Source organism: Thermobaculum sp. T2p (genome assembly GCF_059335935.1).
On sequence record NZ_JANZYQ010000017.1, the window covers coordinates 60,592 to 78,552 of the forward strand.

13 protein-coding genes are annotated in these 17,961 nt (G+C 46.1%); 7 read left to right on the plus strand and 6 right to left on the minus strand.

Going from position 1 to position 17,961, the window contains the following annotated elements; genetic code table 11:
• The first annotated feature begins 18 nt into the window (after window positions 1-18).
• Window positions 19-324, plus strand: a complete 306-nt coding sequence (locus tag N2245_RS08525) for an ATP-dependent Clp protease adaptor ClpS (protein ID WP_012875322.1) — start codon at window positions 19-21, stop codon at window positions 322-324.
• A gap of 15 nt (window positions 325-339) precedes the next feature.
• Complete coding sequence (mutS, locus tag N2245_RS08530) at window positions 340-2,928, plus strand: DNA mismatch repair protein MutS (RefSeq protein ID WP_494536312.1); 2,589 nt, start codon at window positions 340-342, stop codon at window positions 2,926-2,928.
• On the opposite strand, the gene ndk is transcribed toward mutS, so the two are convergent.
• The 4 genes from ndk to selB all read right to left on the minus strand — a co-directional run bounded on the left by ndk (window position 2,925) and on the right by selB (window position 6,722).
• The gene (gene ndk, locus N2245_RS08535) at window positions 2,925-3,380 is read right to left on the minus strand and encodes a nucleoside-diphosphate kinase (protein WP_012875324.1); all 456 of its coding nucleotides are present in this window, start codon (window positions 3,378-3,380) and stop codon (window positions 2,925-2,927) included. The two genes, mutS and ndk, sit on opposite strands and share 4 nt — an antisense overlap.
• Window positions 3,381-3,469: 89 nt before the next feature.
• On the minus strand, window positions 3,470-3,685 hold the full coding sequence (locus N2245_RS08540; protein WP_012875325.1) for a hypothetical protein: 216 nt from the start codon (window positions 3,683-3,685) through the stop codon (window positions 3,470-3,472).
• Window positions 3,678-4,844 (minus strand): zinc-dependent metalloprotease, encoded by a 1,167-nt coding sequence (locus tag N2245_RS08545; protein ID WP_494536313.1) that lies wholly within the window; start codon window positions 4,842-4,844, stop codon window positions 3,678-3,680. The genes N2245_RS08540 and N2245_RS08545 overlap by 8 nt, the downstream gene beginning before the upstream one ends.
• 18 nt (window positions 4,845-4,862) lie before the next feature.
• Window positions 4,863-6,722, minus strand: coding sequence for a selenocysteine-specific translation elongation factor (gene selB / locus N2245_RS08550; protein ID WP_494536314.1), 1,860 nt, complete (start codon window positions 6,720-6,722; stop codon window positions 4,863-4,865).
• A gap of 146 nt (window positions 6,723-6,868) precedes the next feature.
• Between selB and dnaX the strand changes: the two genes are divergently transcribed.
• The 5 genes from dnaX to glnA (N2245_RS08575) all read left to right on the plus strand — a co-directional run bounded on the left by dnaX (window position 6,869) and on the right by glnA (N2245_RS08575) (window position 13,527).
• Window positions 6,869-8,515: a DNA polymerase III subunit gamma/tau gene (gene dnaX / locus N2245_RS08555; protein WP_494536315.1), complete on the plus strand. Its 1,647-nt coding sequence runs from the start codon at window positions 6,869-6,871 to the stop codon at window positions 8,513-8,515.
• On the plus strand, window positions 8,512-8,811 hold the full coding sequence (locus tag N2245_RS08560; protein WP_012875329.1) for a YbaB/EbfC family nucleoid-associated protein: 300 nt from the start codon (window positions 8,512-8,514) through the stop codon (window positions 8,809-8,811). Before dnaX ends, N2245_RS08560 begins: the two co-directional genes overlap by 4 nt.
• A gap of 37 nt (window positions 8,812-8,848) precedes the next feature.
• Entirely contained in the window at window positions 8,849-10,387 is a 1,539-nt protein-coding gene (locus N2245_RS08565; RefSeq protein ID WP_494536316.1) for a helix-turn-helix domain-containing protein, read from the plus strand.
• 120 nt (window positions 10,388-10,507) lie between these two features.
• Window positions 10,508-11,860 (plus strand): type I glutamate--ammonia ligase, encoded by a 1,353-nt coding sequence (glnA, locus tag N2245_RS08570; protein ID WP_494536317.1) that lies wholly within the window; start codon window positions 10,508-10,510, stop codon window positions 11,858-11,860.
• Window positions 11,861-12,069: 209 nt separating this feature from the next.
• Window positions 12,070-13,527 carry a type I glutamate--ammonia ligase gene (gene glnA, locus N2245_RS08575; protein WP_494536318.1) on the plus strand — a complete coding sequence of 486 codons (1,458 nt, stop codon included), beginning with the start codon at window positions 12,070-12,072 and terminating at the stop codon, window positions 13,525-13,527.
• Between the two features lie 49 nt (window positions 13,528-13,576).
• Here glnA (N2245_RS08575) and N2245_RS08580 read toward each other — a convergent pair whose 3' ends face one another.
• Both N2245_RS08580 and lon read right to left on the minus strand, forming a co-directional pair.
• Window positions 13,577-15,310 carry an RNA-binding domain-containing protein gene (locus tag N2245_RS08580; RefSeq protein ID WP_494536319.1) on the minus strand — a complete coding sequence of 578 codons (1,734 nt, stop codon included), beginning with the start codon at window positions 15,308-15,310 and terminating at the stop codon, window positions 13,577-13,579.
• A gap of 142 nt (window positions 15,311-15,452) precedes the next feature.
• Window positions 15,453-17,855 carry an endopeptidase La gene (lon, locus tag N2245_RS08585; protein WP_494536320.1) on the minus strand — a complete coding sequence of 801 codons (2,403 nt, stop codon included), beginning with the start codon at window positions 17,853-17,855 and terminating at the stop codon, window positions 15,453-15,455.
• Window positions 17,856-17,961: the final 106 nt, after the last annotated feature.

Here is a 17,961-nt window from a genome sequence, read left to right on the forward strand (position 1 = left end):
GATGACGGGAGTGAGATAATGGGGCTTGATTTTGATATGCCTATATACAGAGAAGTCTCTGGCGAAGAGAAGGAATTACTAGATATACCCGATAGCCTTTTTGGTTGGAAGGTCATACTATGGAATGATGACGTCCATAGCATGGACTACGTCGTACTCGTCCTCATGAGATGCCTAGGCATGAGCCTAGAGAAAGCAACTCAGGTAATGCTTGAGGCTCATCACAATGGCCAATCGGTTGCTTGGGCAGGAGCTAAGGAGACTGCAGAGCTCTATCAAGATAGACTACTATCATTTGGACTTACCGCAACGATTGAGAAGTAACCTCGAAGCACTGTCATGTCTACACCCGCAAGGCAACAATATCTAAGAATTAAGCAGCAATATCCGGACGCCATACTATTTTTTCGTCTGGGAGACTTTTACGAGACTTTTGACGAAGACGCTAAGATAGTGTCTTCAGAACTGGACATAGTTCTAACCTCAAGGGAGGTTCGAGGCAAAAAGATACCCATGGCGGGCGTTCCTTACCATGCTGCCGAGGGGTATATCGCAAAGCTCATCGCTAACGGCCACAAGGTAGCCATATGTGATCAAATAGGTGAGCCAGATGGCAAAAACCTAGTTGAAAGAAAGGTAACCAGAGTACTTACACCGGGCACAGTTGATCACCCATCTTTGATAGAAGCTCAAAGAAACAATTACTTGATGGCCCTTTGTTTTAGCAGAGGCAGGGTCGGCTTAGCTTTCGCTGATGTATCTACCGGAGACTTCTATGCTACAGAGCTAACAGGTGAAGACAGGCTAGATAAGCTCAGAGATGAAATAACTCGGATTCAGCCTTCAGAGGTTTTGGTAAGCGAGGGCCCAGACAAAGTCCATACTAGTGAAGAACATGTGTGGATGAAACAATCAGGACATCCAGCGCAGATCACGGTATTGGAGTCCTGGAAATGGAAAACCGATGTAGCTAGGGACTCGGTATTGTCGCTAACCGATGCCCAATCGTTAGAGGCGTTCGGGCTTGACTCTATGCCAGTAGCTTTGAAATCAGCTGGGGCCCTAGTTCAATACATCTCTGATACCAATCCAGCTGCTTTATCTACCCTGCGCCCTCCCAGCACATACTTCCTGTCTAACTTTATGCCTCTGGATGATAGAACACGTAGGAACCTAGAGTTGATAGAGAGCACGAGAGGAGACAAATCTCTGTCACTGTTAGCCGTGCTCGATCATACCAGCACCGCCATGGGCGCTAGAATGCTCAGGAACTGGATTAACCAGCCACTGATATCCAAAGAATCCATAGAAAATAGACTAAACAGAGTACAGGAGTTTGTAGCACATAGCGAAGCTAGAGAAAGAATAAGAGAAGCACTCAAACAAGTCTCCGATCTGGAGAGATTAGCCAACCGACTGGTCCAAAAGACTATTACTCCAAGAGAGCTACGTTCCCTTGCCCTCAGCTTGGAGAAGATTCCAGAACTTGTACAGATACTTCAGCAATGTAACATGCAGCTACAAGTATCCACCCATAACTTCCAACATATAGTCGACCTTATATTGTCAGCATTGGTGGACGATCCTCCAGCAGTTAGAGGGAGTGGGACGATCATACGTGAGGGTTACTCTCAAGAGCTAGATAGGTTAAGGAGCGCATCAACAAATGCAAAGCAGTGGATAGCATCTCTCGAGCGCAAGGAACGCGAGGCTACCGGAATCAAAAACCTGCGGATAGGTTACAACAAGGTATTTGGTTATTACATAGAAGTTACCAACTCATTCAAACACCTGGTACCAGACAGATATATAAGAAAGCAGACACTTGTGGGGGCGGAACGTTTCATAACTCCTGAGCTGAAGGAGTACGAGTCACTCATACTGAACTCGCAAACAGAAGCTGAGACCATAGAAGAGCAATTGCTTGATGAACTCATAACTAGAATAGCTGGAGAAGCAGGCAAGATATTCTCAACAGCCAGACAGATAGCCGAGATAGACTGTTACGTATCGCTAGCAGAAGCAGCAGTTAGACACCAGTATGTTAGACCCATAGTATCTGAGGATGATGTTATAGAAATCAAGGGGGGCAGACATCCGGTAGTTGAGCTGAGAGCCAGCGAGGGCTTTGTACCTAACGATGCCTTCCTTGATCAGGAGACCCATCAAGTACTTATCTTAACCGGGCCCAATATGGCGGGCAAAAGCACCTATCTTAGACAGGTTGCGCTTATAACCCTCATGGCACAAATAGGGAGCTTCGTACCTGCTGACAGCGCTCGTATAGGGATAGTAGACAGGATATTCACCAGAGTGGGTGCTCAAGACGATATAGCCAGCGGGCAAAGCACATTTATGGTAGAGATGACTGAGACCGCCTATATACTCGCCCACTGCACTCCCAAATCCCTGGTAATACTGGATGAGATTGGGAGAGGTACAAGTACCTATGATGGAATGGCAATCGCACAGGCTGTAGTTGAGTACCTTCACAACAACACTCGGACAAGAGCCAGAACCCTATTTGCTACACACTACCATGAGCTCACATCATTAGAAGAATTCCTGCCAAGGGTCAAGAACTTTAGGATGGAAGTTCTTGAGGAAGGCAACGATGTGGTTTTCCTTAGAAAGGTCGTGCCAGGTGGAGCAGACAAATCCTATGGCATCCATGTGGCCAAGCTAGCCGGTATTCCGAAATCTGTAATCCGTCGGGCACAAGAGCTCCTAAAAGAGCTAGAAGCACAACTCAAGAAGGAAGAGGAAGATGATAATCCTCAACTAACTTTTCTCAATCCGGATGATGGATTGCTTCAGGAGCTGGCGGATCTAGACGTGGAATCAATGACTCCTGTGGAGGCATTGACCAAGCTGTTCGAGATCCGCCAGCGGGCAGCCACTAAGTTGCTTGATCTAAGTAATCCCTAATCCCTCTCCAGTATCCAGTTATCTATAGCTCTCTCGTAGCTAAGTATCTCATCAGGAGAGAAAAAGATTGATATCTCCCTCTCTGCCGACTCAGGGCTATCCGAGCCATGTATAACATTTCTGCCCAGACTAATAGCCAAGTCCCCTCTTATGCTACCGGGAACAGAATCAACAGGGTTAGTAGCCCCCATAGTCTTTCTAACTATGGAAACGGCATTAGGTCCCTCAAAAACGGCCAGAACTACTGGGCCGGAAGTTATAAAGTTCACCAGTCCTTGAAAGAAAGGCTTATTTACGTGCTCCTGATAATGGGTATGCGCAGTCTCTCGATCTATCTTAGAGAGCTTTAAAGCAACCAGTTTCAAACCTGTACGCTCTATCCTGGCTATAACCTCTCCTATAAGGCCTCTCTGTACAGCGTCTGGCTTTACTATTACTAATGTTCTTTCCAAATGATCCCTCCTATAACACAAAGTAATCTATGCCTGGGCCTTGCTGACCCAAGATCAAGAATACCAATAAACAGATCAGAAGTTAGTAATTAGCCTATAGCTGGGACCGGTTCTCTCTCTGGCTCCACTTCCGGAGGTTCTTCAGGAGTAGGCTCCAGAGGTATATCTGGTCCTATGTCAGGTACAGGTTCAGGTATATCTGGTTCTGGCTCGGGCGGCGTGTCCACCTCGGGATAGTCTGGTGCAGGATTAGTATCTGGTTCATCTGGGATGACTGGTATACGCATGTAAGTAATATCAGGCATTAGCATCTATCCTTTCTATCCATAGCTGGGGAGACTTTATCTCCTCAAGGGACGGCAGATTCTCAGGCCCCTCCCATACTTTGTTCATGAAGCTTATTCCGCGTTCAGCCACCACCTTGTTCACAAAAGCCTCACCCTGACGGTACTGTTCCATCTTTATATGAAGTCCTGTCAAGCGCGCAAAGAGTTTATCCGCCCAAGAGGCATTGGTCTGTCTTGCATCAAACCTTGATTTAATATAGCTGTAATCCGACAGTACAGATGAGCCTATAGAATTCATAATATGGTTTGAATACCCCTCCAATAGGCTCATTACCGCCTGAAGCTTGCGAAAGATCTCTCTTTGAGCTTGAGGCATGAATATCTCCATCCAACCCTCATAATTATCTCTCGAACGCAGGCTGGATATGGCAGTGTTGAGCAGATCCTTACCCCTGAAAGTCTTTACCTGACTGTTTACTACATCAAAATAACTCTCCAATAGGCTATTGAAATAATCCCTTAGCCATGGATTAGCCTCAAACTCAAATGCATGAGTAGTTTCATGAAGCGCTATCCACAAGCGCAAATTATATCCTGGCAGCCTCAAGTCCCTTTCAAGCTTGCGAATGTTAGGCTCCACGAAATATAAACTGCCACCAACAGGTTCCTTCCCAAGTAGGCTTAGATCATATTGTCCAAGCACTCTTCTTGAGAGGTAGCCAAGGAGCACCCCCATCTGTGTGCTCATAAGCTGCTTGTTTACCTGAGAGAACACTAGAGCGCCCAACGAGCTAGAATTGTCAAGGTGCGCTTGTATCTCTTCTATCTTACTGAAGAGCTTGCGAAACCCTTCGATATTAGCCTTTATCCACTCTACGCGATCAAACACGTAAACAGTGCCGGTACCATGGATCAGATCCAATCCAGTGTAGCTATGAATGAAAGCTACACTTTGCTGAACCATATCGTTGTACATAAATCCCAAGCGATGCCTATCGATCACCTCTGAATCTGGTAGAGATTGCACCATATTGATAGCCATCTGCTCTACTTTAGACCAATTAACTAGCCTAGAAGAGTCATGATTTGTAGTTCTCGGTCTGGTAGCAACGTATATAGCACCAAGAGCGGCGCCAATTAGTATCCCTGTTTCTATCTTTCTCCTGTTATTCAGCATCTTTTTCCTCTAGCTATACTACCTTCTTACCCTGTAGTCTCCCGATCTCCTGGTGATTCTCTGCTCATCCATGTACTCCAGCAAAGCCAGTACATACTTCCTGCTGGTTCCCAGCAGATCTCTTGCCCTCGCTACAGTTATAGGTCCACTCTTATCAATATCAGCAAGTATCTTATCAACCATGTCTTCATAAACGTCGATAGAAAAATAAATATCATCATCCACCTTAACAAGTTTACCCATATCTACCAGAGCCTGTAACAGCTCCCTGTCAGCATCGATTTCTGTTGGAGATGGAGGAGAGCTACCACCTGCTCTTATGCTCTCTAATATCCTGTCTGCCTTATACTTTAAGTATGCTGGCACCTCCAAACGCCAATCAGTAGCGCTTACAGAGTCACCTAAATCCTTTATTATGTTATCCTCTATTAACTTATGTAAAACGGCCGATGTAAACCTAAGAGGTACAGGCAGCTTCTTTCTGAACTCCTCCTTCGGCATTCCCTTTCTCAAGGGAAAGTTACTATGGTACTCATGGAGCTCTATAGTAACACCTTGCTCGATAGAGTCCCAGAATTCTCTAGTCATTACTAGAGCGTCTGAGTTATATCCAGAGCTGATTGATATTAACTGGCTATTCGCTATCATTCCCCTTATGTCATCTTCATGAGCATATCCTAGAGACATCAATAGATCGTTCAAGGGCATAGGTCCATAGAGGCTTAGGATGGATACAACCTTATCGTTGATGCTACCTCTATGAAGGATATTCATCAGCTGTAATATCGCTGAATCGCTACGCTTATGCCTTCTAGGATATGGGGACAATACTATTCCTCCGCCTACCGTAACAGAAGGAGATGCTTTCCTCAGTATGAAATAGTCGCCTGGAGAGACCACCACAGGATCACTCAACCTAAGTTGGGCATATCCAGAACTCCCAGGATCTATGGTATCTATTACCAATAAGCTCAGGATAGCCTGAGATTGAGTGGTACCTGAGAAGAACTCCAACTTATCGGCATGGGTGATTGGATCATCTAGGTCACTTACTGCTCTCACATACACATCAATTCGCTTTGTTGGTCTAAACTTACCAGGAGTAACAAGCACATCTCCTCTCTGGATATCAGAGACATCTACTCCCGACAGGTTTACAGCCACCCTCCTACCCGGACCAACAGAACTAATTTGATTCTTGTGGCTTTGAAGCCCTCTTATTCGAGCCCGTTTCCCAGTAGGAAGTATCTCTACTTCTTGCCCCAGAATAAGAGAGCCCTCGATTAGGGTCCCTGTAACCACAGTACCAAAACCCTTGATAGTAAAAACTCGATCGATTGGTAACCTAGGCACACCTTTTACACTTCGAGGGGAATCCACCAAAATAGAATCTAAAATCTTAACTAAGTCACCCAGCCCCTTACCAGTGCGCGATGAAACACAAACGATAGGCGATCCCTCCAATACTGTACCCTTAAGGAGCTGGAGTACATCCTCGTATACGAGAGATAACCACTCTTCATCCACCAAGTCCACTTTAGTCAGAGCTACTACAGCCTTAGATATCTCAAGCAGGTCGAGAATCGCCAGGTGTTCCTTCGTCTGAGGCATGACACCCTCATCTGCAGCTATTACTAGAATAGCCGCATCTATGCCTCCTACACCTGCAAGCATATTTTTGATGAATCTCTCATGACCAGGAACATCTACTATCGATACCTCTCTGCCAGAGGGTAGCCTCAGCCAAGCAAATCCCAGATCAATAGTCATCTCACGGGCTTTCTCTTCTTGCAGCCTGTCAGGGTCGATTCCTGTGAGAGCCTTGACGAGGGTACTCTTGCCATGATCTACGTGACCAGCAGTGCCAATGACAAACACAGACGAGCTCCTGAGAAGAATAACGAGAGTGTAAAAGAATAAAGAAAAGTAAAGTCGGCAGGTGGATTATATCACAGAGAAATAAGTAAAGTAATAAGGCATATATACGAAAACGCTCAACGGTTATAATGGCAGGTGGAGGTATGATGTCACAATCACTGTACCGGAAGTACCGCTCGCAAACTTTTGATGAACTCGTAGGCCAGGAGCATGTCAAGAAGACTCTGATAAACGCTATTAGGTCCGGCAAGATTGCTCATGCCTACCTGTTCTGCGGCCCTAGAGGTACCGGCAAAACCTCCACTGCTAGGCTATTGGCCAAGGCAGTAAATTGCCTTTCAGAAGATACCAAACCCTGCAACAGTTGCAGTGCATGCCTATCCATAAATGAGGGTAGAGCAGTAGATCTTATAGAGATCGATGCAGCCAGCAGGAGAAAGGTAGAAGACGTAGCTGATATCATCGAGAGGGTCAACTTTGCTCCTGCTGAGCTGAGATATAAGGTCTATATAATAGATGAAGTCCACATGCTAACCACCCACGCATTCAATGCGCTTCTCAAGACCTTAGAGGAGCCTCCAGCACATGCCATCTTTGTGCTGGCAACAACTGAGGTCTGGAAAGTGCTACCTACAATAATCTCTAGATGTCAAAGATTCGACTTTAGAAGAATCGCTCCTAGGGAGATAGTAGAGCGACTGGCGTTCATAGCTGAGAACGAAAACATTAGGATACAGAAGGATGCCCTGATTGCTATAGCGAAAGCCAGCACAGGAAGCCTAAGAGATGCAATAAGCATCCTCGACCAGCTTACGGTATATGGCGACGAGGAGATAACGCTGGAGCATGTAAAACAGCTGCTGGGCATAGTAGGGGAAGATGTAGTAGCTGACTTCGTGGGAGCAATCATAGATAGCGATACTCAAGCAGCACTCTCATTGCTGTCACAACTGTCTGAGCACGGCATAGACCCTAGGCAATTTACCCATGAGCTTGTGAGCTATTTGAGAGATCTAATGCTACTCAAAGCCTATAACCAAAACGCCAGCAAGGCGGGAATAGAAAGGATGTCGCTCCAGGCTATAAGCGAGCAGGCAAGCAGGGTTAGCATAGGTAGATTACACGAAATCACTGAGAAGTTTAGCACGCTAGACTATACAATACGTACTGGGCCTTACGGTTACCTACCACTGGAATTGGCAGCTGTCGCACTCACAAATCCACAATCCTATGGAAGGACAGATAATCAAAGGCAGCAATCTAGCCCGACGCACACAAACAGTAAATCTGTTATTCATAGAGTTGAAGAGGTAGCAGAAGACGTTAAGGATGCGATAAGCGACATGGTCGCCAAGGTAACATCAAAGAACGATGCTCTGCTGTATGAAGCTCAACCCTCACAAAGCGAAACAATAACATTAGATAGGGTACAGGCAAGTTGGCAAAGAATATTGGACAGATTGAAAGCAAGCAGTCTCAAGGTACAAGCCCTGCTAAAGGCAGGGAGGCCAGTAGCGGTTGAAGATGGTAACACCTTAGTCCTAGAGTTTCAATTCGACTTCCATAAAAAGAACATTGAAGAACCCTCAAACAGAGAGCTTGTGGAATCTACTCTTCAGAAGGTCTTAGGGGGAACATGGAAAATACAATGCGTACTAAGCAGTGAGCAATCAGATCTAAATCCAACAGATACAAGAACTGAGAGGGAGAAACTTAGCTCAGATCCCAGGGTAAGAGCCGCAGTACAAATCTTTAACGGCAGAATCGTCGAGATAAATGGAGGAGAGTCATGAATCAGAGAATGGTAAGAGAACTTCAAAATCAGATGATGAAGATCCAGGAACAACTAGAGCACGAAACCGTAGAGGTTACAGCTGGTGGCGGGGCGATCACTGCGGTCATGAACGGACATATGAAGCTACTGAGCATCAAGATTGACCCAGAGGTTGTGGATCCTGAAGACGTGGAGACTCTGGAAGATCTAGTAGTTGCCGCAGTAAACGAAGCAATAACCAAAGCCCAGGAGCTAGCCGCACAACGCATGTCCGTACTAACTGGCGGGATGAAGATTCCGGGACTCAACTTCTAACTTGCAATTTATTGTGCACTATGCACTATAATCTCTTGTGGTCTCAATAAGTGAACTGCTGTCTGGTCCTCTCAGTGGAAAGGCATCGGTGGTTGCAGGTGCACAATCCCTCAACCACATAGTCACTTGGGTTGCCTCCGCTAGATCACGCACTCCTGCACTTTCTAGACTTGAGGGAGGAGAGCTGGTTCTCATTCCCCCATCAGCTTATGAGTATTTAGGCGGAGACCAGACACTAGAAGACCTGCTTAGATCCTTGAAGTCAGCCGACATAGCTGGTATATGCCTATGGCAGGCACCTTCCGCTAGGGCTATACAGGTTGCTAACGAGATAGAACTACCGATTCTAGCTGTGACTAATGTATCCCCTCCAGAGCTGGAGAGGGACCTAGTTGAGTTCATCTCCAACAGGATCCGATCTGGTATCCAGAGAACCAATCAGACACAAGTACAGCTTTTGGATATTCTTGCTAGCAATAGAGGTCCAGAGGCACTAATCAGATTGCTAGCACAGAGCTTGAATATGCCGGTGGCTTGTTATCAGATCGATGGGCAAATGATTTCAAGTCCCAATTTCCCCGATATAGATCCCCCTGACCTAAACATAGATTGGAATGAAAGCATCATCCATACAAATAGGTCAACAAACGCAAGGTATTCCGGATGGGTCTGGCAGATAGCAGTACGTAGGAGCAATAAACCTATTGCAGTGTTAGTGGTTCTAGCCGATAAACCAGACCCAACCCCACAGGAAGCCTTGGACATAAAGCAGACAGCCGCCGCTATCTCTGTAGAGTTGAGCAGGCTACTAGCAGCTGAGGAGAATAAGGCCAGGCTACGGTCAGAACTAATTAGGGACCTATTCTATAAAGGAGCCGTTGAGAATCTGGCTGTAAGAGCAGATGTCGTAGGGATATCCATTCCAAATAACGGTGTAGTAGCGGTAATAAGAGGGATACCGCCTGAAACTAATGCTATGGAATTGCTGAGGGATCTGCTACCAAAGGCATCAAGCTTGCTTTCCAGTTACCCTATTCTGTATCTGTATGAGAAAGGTGAAATTGCTATGCTCTTACCTGCTACCTTGAGGGGTGAGAGCACGACTTCTATGCTGAGCAGAGGTGGAGCAATAAATATACCTAATATTGCCGTTGGGATTAGCACTCAGGTAAAACAGATAAGCGAAATACCTAACCACCTCTATGAAGCTAGAATAGCGGCCCTTGTTAGCGAGAAGATCCATCAAGGGAGAATGGTAACCTTAGAAGAGGCTAAAGCATATGGACTTATAGCCCCCTTGGCTGGCTTAGAACCTATAAAAAGAAGAGTTATCGAAATTCTAACTCCCCTCATCACAGAAGCGGAGGGTAACAGATCGGAGCTATTCGAGACTCTGAAAGTATACTCTGAATGCAACGGCAATTTATCAGAAGCTGCTCGCATTCTGCACATACATCGCAACAGCCTGGCCTACAGATTGCACAAAATAGAGCAGCTTACTGGAAGGAACTTGGAAGATCCTGAAGATAGATTTATGCTGGCTATTGCTGTACACCTCTATCCCTTCCTGTTGTAGCGCTAATTTCTGTTGCTAACTGCACAACTAAATAGCGGTTTTATTGTGCAAAATGCATACTAGAACGATAGGCTCTGACCTATACCATGTATGCGTAACTATTATACTTAGGAGTTGCAAATGGCCTTAGTAGATGTCCAGCCCGATGTTCTGCAACGCATAAAGGAAACTATAGAAAGAGAAAACATCAAATTCATCAACCTACAATTTACAGACATAATAGGTATGGTAAAGAGCGTAACCATACCTGTATCCCAATTCGAAGACTGTGTAGAACACGGAAAATGGTTCGACGGATCCTCTATCGAAGGTTTCGCTCGTATCGCAGAAAGTGACATGCTTCTTGTTCCCGACCTTGAGACCTTTAGAGTTATACCCTGGGAAAGAGGCGAGAACGCTGGAGCTAGAATTATATGCTGGGTCAGGGAGCCTAATGGCTCTGAATTCCCTGGAGATCCCAGAGCAGCTCTCAAAAGGGTAGTCGAAGAAGCTAAAGCTTTGGGCTATGACTTCATGACTGGTCCAGAGCTAGAATTCTTCCTATTCAAGCTATCTGATCTCGAGAAGACTGAAGTACTACCTCATGACAAAGGCGGTTACTTCGACCTAACCACCGATCTTGCATACGATGTGCGTAAAGATATGGTAAACGCCTTGGAAGACATAGGTATAAAGGTAGAGACCAGCCATCACGAAGTAGCTCCAGGTCAACACGAGATAGACTTTCAGTATGATGCTGCCATTCCTACTGCTGATGCTGCGGTAACCCTTAAGTACACTTTGAAGGCGATTGCGGAGCGTCACGGTCTTCACTGCACTTTTATGCCAAAGCCTATTTACGGCGTCAACGGATCAGGCATGCATACTCATCAAAGCCTATTCAAGGATGGTGAAAATGCGTTCGCAGATCCTTCAGACACCTACGGGCTGTCGAAGATCGCTAAGCACTTTATAGCTGGACAGCTGGCTCACGCCCGTGCTATGATCGCGGTTCTAGCTCCCACCGTGAACTCCTATAAGCGTCTTGTACCAGGTTACGAGGCTCCTGTGTACTTATCGTGGGCAAGAGTAAATCGATCGGCGTTAATCAGAGTACCTAAGGTAAGCAAAGGTCAACTGAAGGCTACGAGGGTAGAGTTGAGATGTCCAGATCCAAGTGCTAACCCATATCTAGCCTTTGCAGTCATGCTCAAAGCAGGACTGGACGGTATTAAGAGAGAACTGGAGCCGCCAGATCCCGTGGAAGAGAACCTCTATCTATTTGATGAGCATATGCTTGCTAAGCATGGAGTCGGCACATTGCCTGGTAGCCTGGGAGAAGCGATAGAAGAGCTCAAGAAAGACGAAGTTATACAGGATGCGCTCGGCGAACATATATATGAGAGATTCATAGAAGCCAAGCAGATAGAGTGGGAAGAGTACAGCAAGTATGTAACAAAGTGGGAAATAGACCGCTACCTACCTATCTACTAGGCTATTAGACCAGAAGAAATACCGGCTTTCACGGGAGAGACGATATGTCTCTCCCGTTTCTGTTTTAGGTTTTTGTGCATGTTGCACAAAAACCTAATCATCTTTGATGGATATTGCACTTACAAAGTTTCCTTACGACCAGTAAAGTCATGCATAAAAGATAAGACTAAGCGCGTACTGCAGGTAAAAATTCGGAGGTAAGAGAATAAATGGGTAAAGTCTTGATCGAAGAGCAAATCGTTCAGGAAGGAATAACACCTAAAGAGGTTATTGCCCGTGCACACGAAGCTGGGGTGGCTATTGTTGACTTGAGATTCGTAGACCTGCTAGGTACTTGGCAGCACTTTAGTATTCCAATATCCGAACTGAATGAGAAACTGTTTCTGGAAGGAGCAGGCTTCGATGGTTCTTCTATAAGAGGCTTCCAGCACATACATGAGTCCGATATGATACTCATCCCCGATCCCTCAACGGCTGTAGTAGACCCTCTACTGAAAGTACCAACCATGTCAATTACGTGCTCCGTGTACGACCCGGTAACAGGGCGGCCTTACAGTAGAGATCCTAGATATGTAGCTCAAAAGGCCGAGAACTATCTTAAGGAAACTGGCATAGCTACTGTTAGCTATTGGGGACCTGAAGCCGAGTTTTATATCTTCAACTCAATAAGGTTTGATCAAGACAGCTATTATGGTTTCTATTTTATAGATAGCGAAGAGGGCATATGGAACAGTGGTAACGATGGTGGGGTTCCTAATCTTGGATACAGACCGAGATTCAAAGAAGGTTATTTCCCTGTTCCACCCACCGATAAGCTTCAAGACCTCAGATCTGAGATAGTACAGAACCTTATAGCTACCGGTATCGATGTAGAAGTGCATCATCATGAGGTCGGCACTGCTGGTCAAGCCGAGATAGACATGGCTTTCAAATCCCTCACGCGTATGGCTGACCAGCTGATGATGTACAAATACGTGGTGAAGAATACTTGTTACCAGAAGGGCTATGTGGCTACATTTATGCCCAAGCCGATTTTTGGAGACAATGGTTCAGGTATGCATGTGCATCAAAGCCTATGGAAGGAAGATCAAAACCTGTTCTTCAGTCCGGAGGGTTATGCTGGGCTAAGCGACATAGCTAGGTGGTATATCGGTGGGCTATTGTTACACTCACCGTCTATACTAGCATTTGCAGCTCCAACCACCAACTCATATCGAAGACTAGTTCCAGGGTTTGAGGCCCCAGTATACCTCATGTACTCAAAGCGTAACAGATCTGCTTGCGTAAGAATACCGATGTATAGTAATAATCCTAAAGCCAAGCGAATAGAATACAGAGCTCCCGATCCTAGTTGCAACCCATACTTAGCATTCGCGGCGATGCTTATGGCTGGTCTCGATGGTATCAAGAACAAGATAGAGCCTCCATCTCCTATGGATCAGGATCTTTACGAACTACCGGAAGAGGCTATTACTAAGCTGCCGTCTGCTCCATCATCACTAGCTGAATCGCTCTCTGCACTGGAGAAGGATCACAATTACCTGTTGCAGGGAGATGTATTTACCAAGGATCTCATAGAAACCTGGCTATCAATAAAGAAGAAGGAAGTTTCCGAGATAAATAGGAGACCTCACCCCTACGAGTTCTTCATGTATCATGATGCGTAGTCCGATCAAATATTTCAGGGCAGGGTTTTATTCCCCTGCCCTGGAGTACTTAGCTGACAACCTCAATTGGCTCCTTGGAGACTGTATCTTGGGAATCCTCTAGCTCCTCAGCTGGAAGCGCAAATGCCCTCCACGCCCCGTGCAACCCCTCATCGGTCACACCATAATAAACGTGCAGCCTACCATCCGTGTCCCTCTGCACCAAGTTGTAACGTATCTCATTGCCGCGTCTATAAGTCTTCCAAATACCCATGCCCTCACGCCATTGGATCTTTGAAGGATCAAACTTTCCGCTCTCATGCTCTTCGATTGCATACCTCCACAACTTCCGAGCAGACCCCCTGGTTACGTTCGTTACAATCGATCCGTTACGCAGGTCCTTCATCGTATAGTAGTTGACACCATCCCGAGTAGTATAGTCAATTATCTCAACTCCATTCTTGGGAGGATCATGCAGAGAATGGGTCTGTTGAGGCTGAACGTCTGGGCCAAAAGACAAGGTTTTTTCAGAATGATATTTGCTAACCAGCTTCACAATATCCTCAGGAGATGCTGGTACAGTAGAAGCATCTTTACGCACCCAGACCTGAGCCGGCTTCAGAATATAAGGAGGACTGGTTCCATCGGGAACGGACACTATGAGCACATTCTTCCCTTGCGACTGCACTATCTCTACCTTTACTTTGAGTTTGGGCTGCACCGCAGACTCTACGTACTGCTGAACCCTTTCAGAAAGAGACTCAGGGTTATCTACACCCTTTACTGATCCAGGCTCACGAGATGCGCCAATAATTATCCTTCCCCCTCCTCCATTGGCTAAAGCAACAGCATCCTTTGCAACTTCTTCCATCTGTTGCTTTCTGCTAACTAGACGCTCGTAAAACACTAGCGATGGCCCTGGCCCGGACTGTTGAGCCTGCATGATAACATCAGGTAGAGAGATTTGCTTGGCGGGACGAGTTCGGTCAAAGTCCGTGCTGGTAAGCAAATCCCTTATGGCTTCGAAACTAACTTCAGGAAGAAGCATCTCAGTACATCTATCACCTATACCCAGCCTGCCACTTTTATCTGAGGGATCCCTCTCTAACCTGTGAGCATCGGAACCTTGTATACAGTGCATCCTCCTTGGGTACTCAGGTTTGGTGCCATTGTAAAACCTAGCAGTAGCTTTTTTACTACGGCTAGACAGATCGGTAACCTCCAAAGCATGTAGGTTAGGGTCCTGAGTATATGATATTTTGGTTTGACCTCCAAAATTAAAGTCCTGCATAGCTACCCCATGGTTACTATTTGCATGAGCAGCTATCACTAGAGCGCCAGCCCTATTGAGTAGGGAATAAGCTGTCAGGACATCGGTAGTGGCTCCGATCTCGCTAGTGCCCTCATCAAGCTTCTCTTCGGGAACATTTAGCTCGAGCAATATGTGTTCAAGCTTTCTAATAGAGGTCTCTGGTGGAAATATAGCCAAAATATGGAAACCAAGGGTAGCTGTAAATTCAAAGCCTGGGAGTACAAGGATTCTAGACAGCAACTGCTCACATTCTTCAAGCTCAGAGGCCTCTGCAGGAGTGAGACGATGAGTATCCCGCAAAAACCTCAGTATATCCAACCTCCTTCGGAATTCAGCTATACCAACAACGGTATTGTGATCAGTTATAGCTATGGCATCTAGCTGCTTTTCAGCTGCCTTGCGCAATATATCTATAAACCTAACGTTCTTATCCAAGTAGCAGAGGGAAGACGCAGGGGTATGGATATGCAAGTCGACTCTAAACCACTTCATCTGACTCTTATTTTTTGATTTTGCCAAATCACATCAACCCCCTAGATCGGTAAGATTTACAATTTCTATTTTTGCCAATTCTAGCAAAATAGGGTGCGAGGGTTTTATGTCACCTCGCACCCTACTAATCAAAGCGCTAAGTTCAACTACTCTTGCTTTGCACTGACAGATCGTAGCTGGATGTTTCAGTTGGCAGATCTATTGGAGAATCCGAATTCTCTGCTCTGGGAGCAAGAGCTATCTTTAGCACTTCGTCCATGTTCTCAACCCAGTAGAACTTAAGGTCTCTTTGTACGTTCTTAGGTATTAGGTTTAGATCTGGCTCGTTATCTTTGGGTGCAATTATGCAGCGTATTCCTGACTGGTGTGCAGCTAGTACTTTCTCTTTGAGCCCACCTATAGGGAGCACACGCCCTCTTAGAGTAATCTCACCAGTCATGGCCACATCGGATCTCACTGGTCTGTGTGTAAGTGCGCTAATCATAGCTGTGGCCATCGTTATCCCAGCGCTGGGACCATCTTTAGGCACAGCACCTTCAGGCAAATGTATGTGCCAATCTGTTGTCTCTTGGAAGTTCTCAGGGATATTAAGTTCCTTCGCCCTGGATCTAGCGTAACTCAGTGCTGCCTTAGCTGATTCCTGCATTACATCACCTAGACGACCAGTGATTATCAACTGGCCTTTTCCAGGTAATGTAGCCACCTCCACTGGTAGTAGCACACCACCAAGTTCCGTCCAAGCCATACCTATAGCCACACCTACCTGGTCACTGGCATTACGCATATCCTGTATCTTCCTAGGCGGACCAAGGTATTCCTGTAGCAAGTGAGTAGTAACTCTGATCCTAGAGGTCCTACCTGAAACGATCTGTCTTGCAGCTTTCCTACATATTGCGCCCAGCTGCCGTTCAAGATTTCGCACTCCAGCCTCACGTGTATAAAAACGCACTATATGTCTCAGCATCTTGTCCGAGATCTCTATGTAGTGAGGCTGAAGGCCATGGGACTGTATCTGCTTAGGTAATAAGTATCTTCGGGCTATTTGTACTTTCTCATCCTCGGTATAACCACCTATCTGTATTACTTCCATTCTGTCGAGCAGAGGACGAGGTATAGTATCGAGTGTATTGGCGGTGGCTATAAAGAGCACATTAGAAAGATCAAATGGGAGCTCCATGTAATGGTCAACAAACGTCTTATTCTGCTCTGGATCCAGCACCTCAAGCATAGCAGCAGATGGATCTCCCTTGTAATCCGCACTCATCTTATCGATTTCATCTAGCAACATTACCGGATTATTGGTCTTAGCCTGCCTTAAGCCATGAATGATCCTTCCAGGGAGGGCTCCCACATAGGTTCGCCTATGTCCTCTGATCTCTGCCTCGTCCCTGACTCCTCCTAGGCTAATACGCACAAAGCTTCTACCTAAGGCCCTTGCTATGCTCTGCCCCAAACTGGTCTTCCCAACACCCGGAGGCCCCACCAGGCAAAGTATGGGGGTTTTCGGCTTGTTGCCAGATTTGCTAGTCAACTCTCTTACAGCTAAGAACTCGAGTATTCTTTCCTTTACCTTTTCAAGTCCGTAATGATCCTCATCAAGTATCTGTTCTGTTCGCCTGATATCATAGTTATCCTCAGTACTATGTGACCAGGGTAACGCTAGTATCCAGTCTAGATAAGTTCTTATAACTCCACTTTCCGGGGATGTGCTAGGGGTTCTCTCGAGTCGGTTTATCTCTCGTAGAGCTTTCTCACGAACCTCATCCGGTAAGTTGGAACTCTCGACTTTATCACGCAGTGCCTGTATCTCGTTGCCACCTTCACCGCTCAACTCATCATGAATAACCTTGAGTTGCTCACGCAGATAGTATTCCCTCTGGCTTTTATCTATCTGCTGTCGAACTCGCGCTCTTATACGTGACTCGAGCTCTTCGATTTGAGAAGAACCCGTAAGCATAATGGCCAGGCGCTCCAACCTGTCCATAGGATGAAGAATATTCAAGAATTTCTGCCTTTCCTGCCAATCTGTAATAAGGATATTCCCCAAGTAGTCTGCCAACTCAGAAGCTGAGGAGAATGCTTCCAGTTCGTTCCTGACGTCGCTCGGAGACTTGCCCTTGGACTCAACATGCTGGGCATAGAGATCTACTACGTGATCGATCATTAATCTCTCTACAGAAGATGTGGTCTCAGGCTCCTCGACAGGTGAAACAAGAGCTCTATATCCTTTTTCGGACACCTCCACTCTATGCAGGTTAACTCGCTTCAGGCCCACAACCACAACCTGCATCAACCCCTCTGGTAGCCTTTCCCAGTGGCGCAACCGCACTAAGGTACCTATGCGGTTTAGTCCTTCTGGAGAGGGATCGTCCTCATCACCGTTTCTCTGAGCACTAGTAACGAGCAGACAGTCTCTGGCTATGGACCACTCCGCGGCCTCAAGAGATTTTGGCCTCCCTATCGTAAGTTTACTTTCAGTCCCAGGTAAAATAACCGTTCTCTTGAGTGGCAGAAGTGGATAAACATCGGCAGACTGCGCATACATAAGTCAAACCCCTAACTCATAAACCATATAAAGTTACGTCTTCTAGATAAGCTCGATACTAAGAGCTATAACTAAAAATCAAGCAAAAATCAGCAGTACAAGTTAG